The organism is Pantoea sp. Cr_R13 (genome assembly GCF_029222565.1).
Lineage (GTDB): Bacteria > Pseudomonadota > Gammaproteobacteria > Enterobacterales > Enterobacteriaceae > Pantoea > Pantoea eucalypti.
In genome coordinates this window covers 265,446-278,955 of the sequence record NZ_JARHXL010000003.1, presented here as the reverse complement: position 1 = coordinate 278,955, position 13,510 = coordinate 265,446, and the positions used below count along the sequence as shown (strand labels likewise).

16 protein-coding genes are annotated in these 13,510 nt (G+C 55.1%); 6 read left to right on the top strand and 10 right to left on the bottom strand.

Annotation, left to right across the window (positions count from 1 at the left end; translation table 11 throughout):
* The first annotated feature begins 12 nt into the window (after window positions 1-12).
* From P2R09_RS02430 to artJ (P2R09_RS02405), 6 genes are all read left to right on the top strand, one after another.
* Window positions 13-567 carry a lipoprotein gene (locus P2R09_RS02430; RefSeq protein WP_275766800.1) on the top strand — a complete coding sequence of 185 codons (555 nt, stop codon included), beginning with the start codon at window positions 13-15 and terminating at the stop codon, window positions 565-567.
* A gap of 210 nt (window positions 568-777) precedes the next feature.
* Window positions 778-1,506 carry an arginine ABC transporter ATP-binding protein ArtP gene (artP, locus tag P2R09_RS02425; RefSeq protein WP_275766798.1) on the top strand — a complete coding sequence of 243 codons (729 nt, stop codon included), beginning with the start codon at window positions 778-780 and terminating at the stop codon, window positions 1,504-1,506.
* Window positions 1,507-1,521: 15 nt separating this feature from the next.
* Window positions 1,522-2,253, top strand: a complete 732-nt coding sequence (artJ, locus tag P2R09_RS02420) for an arginine ABC transporter substrate-binding protein (RefSeq protein WP_275766795.1) — start codon at window positions 1,522-1,524, stop codon at window positions 2,251-2,253.
* A gap of 6 nt (window positions 2,254-2,259) precedes the next feature.
* A complete protein-coding gene (gene artQ, locus P2R09_RS02415) occupies window positions 2,260-2,976 on the top strand; it encodes an arginine ABC transporter permease ArtQ (RefSeq protein ID WP_003849293.1) in 717 nt (238 codons plus the stop codon).
* Window positions 2,976-3,644, top strand: coding sequence for an arginine ABC transporter permease ArtM (gene artM / locus P2R09_RS02410; protein WP_275766792.1), 669 nt, complete (start codon window positions 2,976-2,978; stop codon window positions 3,642-3,644). The genes artQ and artM overlap by 1 nt, the downstream gene beginning before the upstream one ends.
* A 115-nt stretch (window positions 3,645-3,759) precedes the next feature.
* Entirely contained in the window at window positions 3,760-4,491 is a 732-nt protein-coding gene (gene artJ / locus P2R09_RS02405; RefSeq protein WP_275766789.1) for an arginine ABC transporter substrate-binding protein, read from the top strand.
* Window positions 4,492-4,511: 20 nt separating this feature from the next.
* Here artJ (P2R09_RS02405) and rlmC read toward each other — a convergent pair whose 3' ends face one another.
* From rlmC to P2R09_RS02355, 10 genes are all read right to left on the bottom strand, one after another.
* The gene (gene rlmC, locus P2R09_RS02400; protein WP_275766786.1) at window positions 4,512-5,642 is read right to left on the bottom strand and encodes a 23S rRNA (uracil(747)-C(5))-methyltransferase RlmC; all 1,131 of its coding nucleotides are present in this window, start codon (window positions 5,640-5,642) and stop codon (window positions 4,512-4,514) included.
* Window positions 5,643-5,683: 41 nt separating this feature from the next.
* Complete coding sequence (locus tag P2R09_RS02395; RefSeq protein ID WP_275766784.1) at window positions 5,684-6,151, bottom strand: YbjO family protein; 468 nt, start codon at window positions 6,149-6,151, stop codon at window positions 5,684-5,686.
* 75 nt (window positions 6,152-6,226) lie between these two features.
* Window positions 6,227-7,072, bottom strand: coding sequence for a putrescine ABC transporter permease PotI (gene potI, locus P2R09_RS02390; RefSeq protein ID WP_275766781.1), 846 nt, complete (start codon window positions 7,070-7,072; stop codon window positions 6,227-6,229).
* The gene (potH, locus tag P2R09_RS02385) at window positions 7,069-8,031 is read right to left on the bottom strand and encodes a putrescine ABC transporter permease PotH (protein WP_003849283.1); all 963 of its coding nucleotides are present in this window, start codon (window positions 8,029-8,031) and stop codon (window positions 7,069-7,071) included. The genes potI and potH overlap by 4 nt, the downstream gene beginning before the upstream one ends.
* Before the next feature lie 9 nt (window positions 8,032-8,040).
* Complete coding sequence (potG, locus tag P2R09_RS02380) at window positions 8,041-9,174, bottom strand: putrescine ABC transporter ATP-binding subunit PotG (protein WP_275766778.1); 1,134 nt, start codon at window positions 9,172-9,174, stop codon at window positions 8,041-8,043.
* A gap of 123 nt (window positions 9,175-9,297) precedes the next feature.
* A complete protein-coding gene (gene potF / locus P2R09_RS02375; protein WP_003849278.1) occupies window positions 9,298-10,407 on the bottom strand; it encodes a spermidine/putrescine ABC transporter substrate-binding protein PotF in 1,110 nt (369 codons plus the stop codon).
* A gap of 384 nt (window positions 10,408-10,791) precedes the next feature.
* A complete protein-coding gene (locus P2R09_RS02370; RefSeq protein ID WP_003849273.1) occupies window positions 10,792-11,271 on the bottom strand; it encodes a YbjN domain-containing protein in 480 nt (159 codons plus the stop codon).
* An 87-nt stretch (window positions 11,272-11,358) separates the two neighbouring features.
* Window positions 11,359-12,261: a 30S ribosomal protein S6--L-glutamate ligase gene (gene rimK, locus P2R09_RS02365; RefSeq protein ID WP_275766774.1), complete on the bottom strand. Its 903-nt coding sequence runs from the start codon at window positions 12,259-12,261 to the stop codon at window positions 11,359-11,361.
* 20 nt (window positions 12,262-12,281) lie between these two features.
* On the bottom strand, window positions 12,282-13,004 hold the full coding sequence (gene nfsA, locus P2R09_RS02360) for an oxygen-insensitive NADPH nitroreductase (RefSeq protein WP_275766772.1): 723 nt from the start codon (window positions 13,002-13,004) through the stop codon (window positions 12,282-12,284).
* 16 nt (window positions 13,005-13,020) lie between these two features.
* Entirely contained in the window at window positions 13,021-13,272 is a 252-nt protein-coding gene (locus P2R09_RS02355; protein ID WP_275766770.1) for a DUF1418 family protein, read from the bottom strand.
* Between the last annotated feature and the right edge of the window lie 238 nt (window positions 13,273-13,510).

Below are 13,510 nucleotides of genomic sequence, written 5' to 3'. Positions count from 1 at the left end.
AAGGAAATCGAGATGAGAAACAACGCGTTTGCGCTAATGATCCCGGCGGCCCTGCTGCTTAGCGCCTGTACCACCGTTGAGCCAGTCATTAAGGATAATGGCCCGCGAACCGCCCCCTGCATTGAAGGCGGTCCTGACCAGGTTGCCCAACAGTTTTATGACCTGCGTGTTGAACAGCCCACGCAGGGTCTGCCTGACAGCAACACACTGGCAAAATATCGCCCTTACCTGAGTGATGCGCTTTACCACTCCCTGCAGGCGGCCAGCGGCAGCAATGCCGGCGCACAGTGGCGAAACGGTGATCTCTTCTCCAGCCTGTCACAGGGCCCGACAGCCGCCAGCGTTGCTGATGCATCTACTATTCCAAACCGTGATGCACGCAACATCCCGCTGCGGGTAAAACTGAGCCGCGACGGAAAGGAGTGGCAGGATGAAGTGCTGATGATTCATCAGGGTACTTGCTGGGTCGTTGACGACGTGCGCTACATGGCGAACCCTGTGCATGCCGAGGGTGGAAGCCTGAGCCAGATGCTTGAAAAGTCAAAAAAAAATAACCTGATACTTTAGCGGTATGAAAAGCGCAGCCACCTCAGGTGACTGCGCTTTTTTATTGCCGCAGCCTGCCCCACCGCATCGGACTGACGCCAGACACCGCATGATATTGTGCTAAGCTTTTGCTGTTTACCTGTTGTTTTACAAATTTTAACCCACCTTATTTGCATAACTATTCTGGTGACGTTAAAATCCGCGACACTAATAGCTATTCAAATCTGGCGCATGAGTATTCAAATAAACGCAATAAACTGCTTCTACGGTGCTCATCAGGCGCTGTTCGACATCAACCTTGAGTGTCCGCAAGGCGAAACCCTGGTACTGCTTGGCCCAAGCGGTGCGGGTAAGAGTTCGCTGCTGCGGGTACTTAACCTGCTGGAGCAGCCTCGTTCAGGTCAGTTGCAGATTGCCGGCAATCAGTTCGACTTCACTCAGAAACCCTCTGACGCCGCGATTCGCGAACTGCGTCAGAACGTCGGTATGGTGTTCCAGCAATATAATCTCTGGCCGCACCTCACCGTGCTGCAGAATCTGATTGAAGCGCCCTGCCGGGTGCTGGGCCTCAGCAAAAGCGATGCTCGTGCCCGCGCCGACAAGCTGCTTGATCGTCTGCGCCTCACGCCTTACAGCGATCGCTTCCCGCTGCACCTCTCTGGTGGTCAGCAGCAGCGTGTGGCGATTGCCCGCGCGCTGATGATGGAGCCGCAGGTGCTGCTGTTCGATGAGCCGACGGCCGCGCTGGACCCTGAAATTACCGCACAGATTGTCAGTATCATTCGCGAACTGGCGCAGACCCGCATTACCCAGGTGATTGTGACCCATGAAGTGGAAGTGGCACGTAAAACGGCCAGCCGCGTTGTTTACATGGAGAATGGTCGCATTGTGGAACAGGGCGACGCCAGCCGCTTTACACAGCCGCAAACCGAGGCGTTTGCTCACTATCTTTCGCACTAAGTCAGGATGCTAAAAATGAAAAAAATGGTACTTGCTGCACTGCTTGCCGGTTTTAGCCTGAGCGCTACCGCGGCACAGACAATTCGTTTTGCGACCGAAGCCTCTTATCCTCCTTTTGAGTTTGTGGATGCGGACAACAAGATTCAGGGCTTTGACGTCGATCTGGCTAACGCGCTGTGTAAAGAGATCGATGCGACCTGCACTTTCACCAACCAGGCGTTCGACAGCCTGATCCCAAGCCTGAAATTCCGTCGCTTTGATGCGGTGATGGCGGGCATGGATATCACACCGGATCGTGAAAAGCAGGTCCTGTTCACCAAGCCTTACTACGACAACTCGGCGCTGTTTGTGGCCCAGAAAGGTAAAGTCGCCAGTGTTGAAGCGCTGAAAGGCAAGCGCGTTGGCGTCCAGAATGGCACCACACATCAGAAATACCTGACGGATAAACACAGCGACATCACCATCGTTCCTTACGACAGCTATCAGAACGCGGTACTGGATCTGAAAAATGGCCGCATTGATGCCGTATTTGGTGACACCGCTGTGGTTAACGAGTGGCTGAAGCAGAATGCTGCGCTGGCTGCCGTCGGCGATAAAGTTACAGATAAAGCCTACTTTGGTACTGGCCTGGGCATTGCGGTACGCACCGGTAACACCGAGCTGCAGACCAAATTCAATGGCGCGCTGGATAAAATCAAAGCGGATGGTACCTACAAGACCATCTACAGCAAATGGTTCCAGCAGTAATCTCCGATGAATGAAATGATGACCCTCGCAAGCGCCGCCGGGATGACCGTCGGCCTTGCTGTTTGTGCTCTCATCGCTGGCCTGGTGCTGGCGATGATTTTCGCTGGCTGGGAGTCACTGCGCCTGAGACCACTGGCGTGGATTGGCACCGGCCTGGTGACGCTGATCCGTGGCCTGCCGGAAATTCTGGTGGTGCTGTTTATCTATTTTGGCGCATCACAGCTGCTGCTCACTCTCTCTGATGGTTTCACGCTGAACTTCGGACTGTTTACGCTGCCGGTTCAGATGCAGATTGAGAACTTTGATGTCAGTCCTTTCCTGTGTGGTGTGATTGCGCTGGCGATGCTCTATGCCGCCTACGCCTCACAGACGCTGCGTGGCGCACTCAAAGCGGTGCCTGTCGGTCAGTGGGAATCGGGACAGGCGCTGGGCATGAAAAAATCGGCCATATTTCTGCGGCTGATTATGCCCCAGATGTGGCGTCACGCCCTGCCCGGTCTGGGCAATCAGTGGCTGGTGCTGCTAAAAGATACCGCACTGGTCTCGCTGATCAGCGTCAACGATCTGATGCTGCAAACTAAAAGTATTGCCACCCGAACGCAGGAGCCCTTTACCTGGTTCCTGGTGGCGGCCGCGATCTACCTGGTGATTACGCTGTTCAGCCAGGCGGTGTTACGCCGCATTGAACTGCGCACGACCCGCTTTGAACGGGGGAACAGCTGATGCTGGCCTATCTGCCTGAACTTCTGAAAGGGCTGCACACCAGCCTGACGCTGACGGCGGCCTCGCTGGTGGTGGCGCTGCTGCTTGCTCTGATCTTCACCGTGGTGCTGTCGCTGAAAACGCCGGTGGTTAATCCGCTGGTGAAGGGCTTTATCACACTGTTTACCGGCACGCCGCTGCTGGTACAGATCTTCCTGATCTACTACGGTCCGGGACAGTTTCCGTCGATCCAGCAGATCCCCTGGCTGTGGCATCTCCTGTCGCAGCCGTGGCTGTGCGCGATGCTGGCGCTGTCCCTGAACAGCGCGGCTTACACTACGCAACTGTTTTACGGTGCGGTACGGGCGATTCCTTCCGGACAGTGGCAATCGTGCGCGGCACTTGGCATGGGTCGCAAAGACACCCTGCGTATCCTGCTGCCCTATGCATTTAAACGCGCCCTCTCCTCTTACTCCAATGAAGTGGTGCTGGTGTTTAAAGGCACCTCGCTGGCCTACACCATCACTCTGATGGAAGTCATGGGCCACGGCCAGTTGCTCTATGGCCGTACCTACGACATCACAGTCTATGCCGCGGCAGGTCTGATTTATCTCTGCGTTAACGGTTTACTGACGCTGATGATGCGACTGATCGAAAGACGCGCGCTGGCATTTGAGCGGCGTAACTGAATTCCGGGCGAGGCCTCTCGCCCCTTCCGCCTGAAAAATCACCCTAATTGCATAAAAATTCATTTTATGGCAGGGTATTGCCCTCTCTGGCTGACCACATCACAGGAATCATAAAATGAAAAAATGGATTATTGCCGCTGCGCTGGCAACGCTTACGATCAACGCGCAGGCCGCGGAAAAGATCCGCTTCGCCGCCTCAGCAACCTATCCACCGTTTGAAACGCTGGATCGGGAAAATAATCTGGTGGGGTTTGATATCGATCTGGCCAAAGCGCTGTGTCAGCAGATGAAAGCAGAGTGCACTTTTACCAACAACGCCTTCGACAGCCTGATTCCGTCACTGAAGTTTCGCCGCTATGACGCGGTCATTTCCGGCATGGATATCACCGCTGAACGTAGCAAGCAGGTCGATTTTACCCAGCCTTATTACGCTAACTCCGCCATTGTGATCGCGCAGAAGGGCAAGTTCAGCAGCTTCAGCGATCTGAAAGACAAACGCATCGGCGTTGAAAACGGCACCACTCACCAGAAGTTCCTGCAGGATAAGCATCCGGAAGTGAAAGTTGTGGCGTATGACAGCTATCAGAATGCGATTCTGGATATGAAGAATGGCCGACTGGATGGCGTGTTTGGCGACAGCGCGGTGGTGAATCAGTGGCTGAAAACCAATCCCGATCTCGCTACGGTCGGTGAACATGTGACGGATGCAGACTACTTTGGCACCGGCCTCGGCATTGCGGTGCGGAAAGGCAATACCGCGCTGCGCGATAAGTTCAATCAGGCGCTGACCGAACTGAAAGCCAACGGCAGCTGGCAGCAGCTTAATCAGAAGTGGTTCCCGGAGTAATGCCGGGAATTTCACCGGACTCAGTGGTGACGGCGGGTTAACAGCGTCAGCACTTCAAAATGGGCGGTGTGAGGGAACATATCAAACAGCTGAACCTTCGTGACCTCATACGCGCTCAGCCGGGCAATGTCCTGCGCCATGGTCTGCGGATTACAGCTTGAATAGAGCAGATAATCCGGGGCCATCTGGCTGAGATAATCACACAACGCCTCTCCAATCCCACGACGCGGCGGATTCACCAGCACCAGTTGCGGTACTGCATCGCGTCCGGTCGCAAACGACGTAGAGTCCAGCGCCGCAAACTGCACTTTCTCCAGCCCCAGCATCTCAGCGGAACGTTGGGCGCATTTAATCGCCTCAGCGCTAATCTCAATGCCGGTCAGTTCCATCTCTGGTGTCGCGCAGTGCAGGCCAAAACCGCCTACGCCACAGAAGAGATCCCACATACTGTTAACCGGCAGCGCACGCACCCAGTCGCGTGCGGTAGCATAGAGTGCACTGGCAACCTGCGGGTTGGTCTGAAAGAAGCTCTGCGGGCGGATCCACAGCGGCACGCCGTTGAAGTTCTCTGCCAGCGACTGTGCGGGCGTCAGCGCAATCTCCTCATCCCCTTCCAGAATCGCCATATGCACCGGCTGAATATTGGCAGAGATCACCGCCAGTTGCGGTAACTGCTGTTGCAGCCAGGGCAATGCCGCGCGCAGCTGTTCCAGTTTAGCGGTTGAACGCAGGACAAAACGGAGCATGATGCCGCCCTGCTGGCTCTCAGTGATCAGCAGGAATTTCAGTTCGCCGCGTTTACGTGCCACGTTATAAGGCGTCAGCCCGGCACGGGCAATAAAGGGCTTCAGTGCCGTAAACACCGGCTGGAAGCTGGCGGGATAGAGCGGACAGTCGCACAGATCGACAGCCTCGCCATCACGATGGATAATACCCAGCACCGGACGCTCAACATTGCCGCTGACCACCATTTTGGCTTTGTTACGGAATGCCTGTTGTGGTGAGGTTACCGGCGGCAGCCAGGCTGTAACCGGCTGCTCAGCCAGTAACTGCTCCAGCATCGACTGCTTGTCGCTCAGCTGAATGGGATAGGGTTTTTCCAGCCACTGACAGGAGCGGCAACGATTAGCGTCATAAAGCGCGCAGTGCATGGTAAAGCCTTAACGATGAGGTCGGGCGGAGCGCGATTGTATCATCGCTTCCTGAAAAAAGCGCGGCTGCTGGCAGGCAGAAACAGCAGCATCAGCACCAGCAGGTCGGGGATTTTCTGCGACAGCGTGTGGTGGATAATCTGGACATTATTGTCGCCATCAATGCTGAAAATTTCCGGGTAGATCCCCCCCAGCGAGGCGAACAGCATGTAGATCAGCACAATCACCTGTGTCGCCACATAGCCCCAGCGTCCACGGTTACTGCCGCGCATTAGAATAAAGGCGCAGCGCAGTTCGAACAGGAAGATCAGCTGGCTGGCGATAAAGATGAGTGTAGAGTCCCAGGACTGGGCGCTGCGGTGCACAAAGTTGGCGAGTTCGCTGTAACCCAGCTCGTTTGCCAGCATCAGAACGCTCAGGCAGCGGGTCGCGATAATAGCAATGCCCGCAACCGTCACCGGAACCGGTGCGCCTGAGAGCGTAGCGCTGCTTTTGAAGATTTCTGACATAGTCCGTGACTCCACCTGATCGAAAAACGGGCCGGTTAAACCGGCCCGTTTATATAGTGGCAAAACTCAGGGATTTCAGCCACGTTTAGCTTTCTGAATATCGCTTAAACGCTGTTTTTCTTCGTGCGCCATCAATCGCCAGGCGATAAAACCGACTAAACCGACCACAAACAGGATCAATGAAGCCAGCGCATTGATTTCCGGGTTAACGCCGCGTCGTACGGTGGCGAAAATCGCCATCGGCAATGTCGTCGCGCCCGGTCCGGTCACGAAGCTGGCAATCACCAGATCGTCGAGCGACAGGGTAAACGCCAGCAGCCAGCCGGTGACAATCGCCGGCGCAATCATTGGCACGGTAATCACGAAAAAGACCTTCAGTGGCGTGGCACCTAAATCCATCGCCGCCTCTTCAATTGAGCGGTCCAGCTCACGCAGACGCGAGTTAATCACCACCGCCACATAAGCGGTACAGAAGGTGACGTGTGCCAGCCAGATGGTCAGCATGCCGCGTTCGCTCGGCCAGCCAAACGCGTTACCCATTGCGACGAACAGCAGCAGCAGTGACAACCCGGTGATCACATCGGGCATCACCAACGGCGCGGTCAGCATAAACGCAAAACCGTTGTGTCCACGGAAGCGACCAAAGCGAACGATAATCACTGCTGCCAGCGTGCCCAACACCACAGCCATCGTGGCAGAAAGTCCGGCGATGCTCAGACTCAGCACCACCGCGTCGATCATCGCGCTGTCCTGGAACAACACCCTGTACCAGTGGAATGAGAAGCTGTCCCACACCGTCACCAGCGGTGAGCTGTTGAAGGAGTAAACCACCAGCAGCAGCATCGGGGCATAAAGGAACAGGAAGCAGCAGGCCAGAATAGCGGTACGCCATGGCGAGCGAATAGTTGGCAAATTATTCATGCCTTCTCTCCCATTTCACGGTTTTGATGCTTATGGAACCAGATGATCGGCAGAATCAGGATCAGCAGAATGATCACCGCCAGCGCGGAAGCCACCGGCCAGTCGCGGTTGTTAAAGAACTCCTGCCACAGGATACGGCCAATCATGATGCTGTCCGGGCCGCCCAGCAGTTCAGGAATCACGTACTCCCCTACCGCCGGGATAAAGACCAGCATCGATCCGGCGATGATGCCGCCTTTAGTCAGCGGCACAATCACGCTGAAAAAGGTCTTCAGCGGACGCGCACCCAGGTCCAGTGAGGCTTCCACCAGCGAGTAGTCGATACGGGTCAGCGCGGTGTAGATCGGCAGCACCATAAACGGCAGATAGCAGTAGACGATACCGATATAGACCGCGGTATTGGTGTAGAGGATCACCAGCGGATGATCGATTACGCCCAGCCACAGCAGGAAGCGGTTCAGAATGCCGTTGTTGTTCAGCAAGCCCATCCAGGCGTAGACGCGAACCAGAAACGAGGTCCACGACGGCAGAATGACCAGCAGCAACAGAATGGTGCGCATCGACGGCTTGCTGTGCGCCACGGCCCAGGCGAGTGGATAGCCAATCAGCAGACAGATGACCGTGGAGATCGCCGCTACTTTCAATGACTGCAGATAGGCGTCGATGTAGAGCGGATCGTCAGTCAGCGTCAGGTAGTTGCCGAAATTGAGCACAATGCTGAACTGGTCATCTGCCCAGCTCACCAGCTCGGTGTAAGGGGGAATCGCTCGCGCTATGTCTGCGAAGCTGATCTTCAGCACCGTCAGAAACGGCAGCAGGAATAACAGCACCAGCCAGACATAAGGCAGTGCGATCACCAGCTTGCGGCCATGCTGCATTTTTACCCGCGTGGCCCAGCGTTGCAGCGGCGTGCCCACCAGTCGGGCAGGCGCTTTGGCGCGTTGGAAAATCTGGCTCATAGCCGCTCCTTAAACCGTCAACACCACGCAGCTGTCGCTTTCCCAGCAGAGGCGGACTTCATCACCCCAGGTTGGCAACCCTTTGCGGTAGCGATGCGCGTTTTGCAACTGTGCGCTAATCATCTGTCCACTGTGCAGACGGACATGGAAAATAGAGAGGTCGCCGAGATAAGCGATGTGAACCACTTCTCCCACCGCAAAGTTATAGCCATCGGCGGGTACTTCATCGCACAGCATGACTTTTTCAGGACGCAGCGCAACATGCACCGGCACGTTATCGACCACCGAGACATCGGAATCGACTTTCAGCGGATGCATCAGGCCGGGACTGTCGATCACCAGGCCATCCGCCTGACGTTCACGCAGTAACCCTTCGAAGACGTTAACCGAACCGATAAACTCCGCGCTGTAACGGCTGGTCGGATGCTCATAGATCTCTTCCGGCTCGCCGATCTGCACAAATTTACCGCGATTCATAATCGCAATGCGCCCCGCCATGGTCATCGCCTCTTCCTGGTCGTGCGTCACCATCACGCAGGTCGCGCCAACGCGCTCCAGAATATCGACCACTTCCAGCTGCATTCTGTCGCGCAGTTTCTTGTCCAGAGCGCCCATTGGCTCATCCAGCAGCAGCAGTTTTGGGCGTTTCGCCAGGCTGCGGGCCAGTGCCACGCGCTGACGCTGACCACCAGAGAGCTGATGCGGTTTGCGTTTCGCAAACTCCTGCATGTGCACCAGCGCCAGCATTTCGGCCACCCGACTGGTTATCTCCCCTTTCGGCAGCCGGTCCTGCTTCAGGCCAAAGGCGATATTCTGCTCCACCGTCATGTGTGGAAACAGCGCGTAGGACTGGAACATCATGTTAATCGGGCGCTGATAGGGAGCAACGTGCGACAGATCCTGTCCATCCAGCACAATCTGGCCGCTGGTAGGCGGCTCAAAACCGGCCAGCATGCGCAGCAGCGTGGATTTGCCACAGCCCGATGCGCCCAGCAGGGCAAAGATCTCACCTTTATAGATAGTCAGGCTGACATCATCAACGGCATGCTGGCCGTCAAAGGATTTGGTCAGATTGCGAATTTCCAGCAGCGGCGTTAACGCTTTTGCGGTTTTATTTTGAGGACGGGGAATGGCATCGTTCACAAAGGGTTCTCTCCGGAGCCAGGCGGAACATTGCGGCAAAATTTGCCGCTAAAAATGGCACAACAGAGGCCGGGATTGCGCCTCTGTTGCTGATGCGTGACAGGTCAATCCGTTAAGGACGAACTACTTACCACTTTTTACTTTAGTCCATGCACGCGTACGCACACGATCCAGTTTCGGATCCTGGACTTTCAGCACGAACAATTTCGACATCGCTTCAGGTGTCGGGAAGATACCTGGATTGTTACGGACATCAGCATTGATCAGCGGCAGCGACGCTTTGTTGCCGTTGGCGTAGTTCATTTTGTTAGAGACATCGGCGATCACTTTCGGATCCATGATGTAGTTCAGCCAGGCGTAAGCACCGTCGAGATTTTTCGCATCTTTCGGGATCGCCATCATATCGAAGAAGGCCAGTGCGCCCTCTTTCGGTACGCTGTAGCCCAGGTGCACGCCGTTTTTCGCGGCATCAGCACGGTTTTTCGCCTGCAGAATATCGCCCGACCAGCCGATGGCGACACAGATGTTACCGTTAGCCAGATCGTTGATGTACTGCGACGAATGGAAGTAGCGGATATTCGGACGCAGTTTCAGCAGCAGGTCAGTGGCCGCGCCGGAATACTCTTTAGCATCAGAGGAATTCGGATCTTTGCCCAGATAGTTCAGTACCGTGGCAAAAATCTCTTCTGGTGCATCCAGGAAGGAAACGCCACAGCTTTTCAGTTTCTCCAGGTTTTCTGGCTTCAGCACCAGATCCCAGCTGTTGACTGGCGCATCGGCGCCCAGTGCGGCTTTAACTTTATCGATGTTATAGCCAATACCCGTGGTGCCCCACAGATAAGGAATGGCATATTTGTTACCCGGATCGTGTTGCGCCACTTTTTCCATCAGTGCCGGATCGAGGTTTTTGTAGTTAGGCAGTTTGCTCTTATCCAGCGGCTGGAATACCCCGGACTGCAGCTGACGCGCCAGGAAACTGGAAGATGGCACCACAACATCGTAGCCGGTACTGCCCGCCATCAGTTTGCCTTCCAGCACTTCGTTGGAGTCAAACACATCGTAGACCACTTTGATGCCGGACTGCTTTTCAAAGTTCGGCACGGTATCTGGCGAAATATAATCGGACCAGTTGTAGACGTGCAGCGTTTTATCTTCCGCCATGCTGCTGGCCGACGCGGCCATCAGCGCAGCAGCTACCACAGCTGACAGCCATTTCTGACGTGAGTTGAACATATTTTTCCATCCTCCTGAGCGGGTCATTACAACGCTGCAAATCAGAGATCCCTGCATTGCGTTCCGGACAAAACGTCAGTGACACAATGAATCATTATTCAGCGGGAGTTTAATAGCAAAAACCTATAGCTGAGACGCAGTTACGCGCCTGTTACAGCCCCGCAAGCATAGCCCCACCCGTCATGCTGTACCAGACCTCAGCGTAAAAAACGCCTGAAACCGATATTTTATGCATGTTTAAGCTATGAGGTTCGGCTTTGATGGCATAAACCACGACAAATATCTGGCGTTAAAGGGCAAAGTGCAGAATAAAAAAAGGCGGCGGCGGATAGCGGGCATAAAAAAGCCGTCTCAGGGACGGCTTAGTGGGCGACCCTGTCGGGCTTAGTGCAGCACAGAATGGACGCTGGTCACCGGAACGTGCTCTTCTTCTTCGCCCACAATCAGCAAATTGTTGGCAAAGGCTTCCAGAATGACCATGGAGATCTGCTCTTCACTCTGCTTCATAAAGTGTGAGAACTGACCAAACGTTAATCCTGCCGTGGTGGTCATTGACTGACAGACAATGAGCTTCGGCAGATTATCATCCTGAATGTCGATAAATGCTTTCACCGTCAGTGAACTGGCATTGATTTGCGACAAATCGCCGACCAGCGGAATCAGCGCCGTTGGCTTCACTTCAGCCAGCGCCGAAAACAGAATGACGTTGTCGACCAGATCGATTTTGGCGTCAAACACCCCATCAAAGTTTTGCATGTGCGGCAGATGAAGTGCCTGACAGGCATCGCATTCGAACCAGGTGATATTTTGCTGATCCAGCCAGCGACGCAGCAGGTCGATATCCGGAACGACAAGAGAATCCATCGTAAAATCCCAGTGGGGTGATAAACAGGCGACTTAGCTTACGGAAAAATGCGCGGCGATGCCACGAAAACTGCTGAAAAGCGCGCGTCAGCCAGCGGTTTTAGGACGGAGCCCGGGGATAGCCTGCTGCTCGATCCGCTGGATCATTAACGCGGCGATGTTAAGGTCGTTGCTGGTTTCGATGCCCTCCAGACCTGGCGAGGCGTTAACTTCCATCACCAGTGGGCCACGATGAGCGCGCAGAATATCGACACCCGCCACTTCCAGTCCCAGCGTGGCTGCCGCTTTCACGGCCATCTGCCGCTCCTGTGAGGTGATCTCGACGGGATACGCTTTGCCACCACGATGCAGGTTGGAGCGGAAATCGCCCTCTTTCGCGACACGCTCAATCGCGGCCACGACCTGATTGCCGATCACCAGACAGCGAATGTCACGTCCCTGCGCTTCTTTAATAAACTCCTGCACCAGAATATGAGCATTCAGGCCGCGAAAGGCATCAATAACACTCTCTGCCGCCTGACGTGTTTCGGCCAGCACGACACCAATGCCCTGGGTTCCTTCTACCAGCTTGACCACCAGCGGTGCGCCGCCCACCATGGCAATCAAATCATCGGTATCATCGGGCGAAGAAGCAAAGCCGGTCACCGGCATATCGATGCCTTCTCGTGCCAGCAGCTGCAGCGAGCGCAATTTGTCACGGGTGCGGGTAATGGCGGCGGACTCATTCAGCGGATAGCTGCCACACATTTCAAACTGCCGCAGTACCGCCGCGCCATAAAAAGTGATGGCGTTACCAATGCGCGGGATAACGGCATCGAAATGACCCAGCGGTTCACCACAATAGTGAACCGCTGGCGAGGCAGGATTGATATTCATATAGCAGGAGAGCGGATCGATGACCTGTACTTCGTGGTCGCGCGCAGCGGCCTCATCACGCAATCGTCGGCTGGAATAGAGCGTTTCGTCACGTGACAGGATGGCTATCTTCATCGCTGCTCTCCCTTTCTGAATTAACGCGTGGCCCAGCCCTGTTGATGCAGATAATCGAGCATAAACGGACGCGTCTCTTTAATGATCAGCCGCTGGATTAGCTCGCTCCAGGTTTCACTACGCTGGTTACTGTCGCGCTGCTGATAATAGAGTTCTGTACGGCTATCGTATTCTGCCAGCACCGCCGGATCCAGAGGCTGATAGCGATTCTCATGTACCAGCATCGCATGTGGCATACGCGGTTTAACGTCCGGCTTCGATTCCGGATGACCCAGGCAGAAACCAAACAGCGGCAGCACAAACTTCGGCAGGCCCAGCAGTTCAGTTACTTCTGCAATGCTGTTACGAATCCCGCCGATAAAGACGCCGCCCAGATCCAGGGATTCCGCTGCGACCATGGCATTCTGCCCCATCAGCGCGGTGTCGACACAGCCCAGCAGCAACTGCTCGGCACGGCCCAGTTGTGCATCCGGGCAAATCTGCAGGTGACGATTAAAGTCCGCGCAGAAAATCCAGAACTCAGGCGCATCTGCGACCCACGTCTGCCCGCCGGTCAGCGTTACCAGCTTGTCACGCAGCGCTTTTTCGGTGATACGGATAATAGAAGAGCACTGTAAAAAGCTGGATGTGGACGCCGATTGCGCCGAATTAATAATCGCTTCACGCTGCTCTTCGCTGACCGGCTGGTCAGTAAAGGCGCGGATCGAACGGTGGCTGCACAGTAAATCAATGGTCGGTGTCATAAAGTCTCCAGCAAAATTATCTTTTTTTATCAATCTGATTAAACAGCTGTGGTGCTATCGCTTTCGCGGTGCGCCACATTAACAGCCAGGCAGCAGGCAGCATCAGAACCACGCCGGCGATGAACAGCACAGTGGCCAGCGTTTTCACGTCAGCCAGGTCGGGTAGCGGAAGCCAGTGGTTGATCAGCAGCAGCGCGCCTAAAATCAACAGGCCACCTGCCGCCTCCATCACCACCACAAAGCGGGGTAATCTGGCTACACTCTGCATCACATCCTCCTGCCTTAGCGGCTTACTGAGCGTCAATTATGGTCAACAACCCAAAAATTGCGCGGGATATACAGGCCGCAGCTGCGAAAAAGCCCCTGTTTCAGATGCTTCCTGAACGGGCGGCAATAGCGTGCGGGCATCAGACTAACAGGCAAATCCTGCTTTCCTTAAGCGATACGAGCGGGCATGATGGTGCCCATTCTCTGTTTCGTTGTGTGATGTACATCACATAATAGTC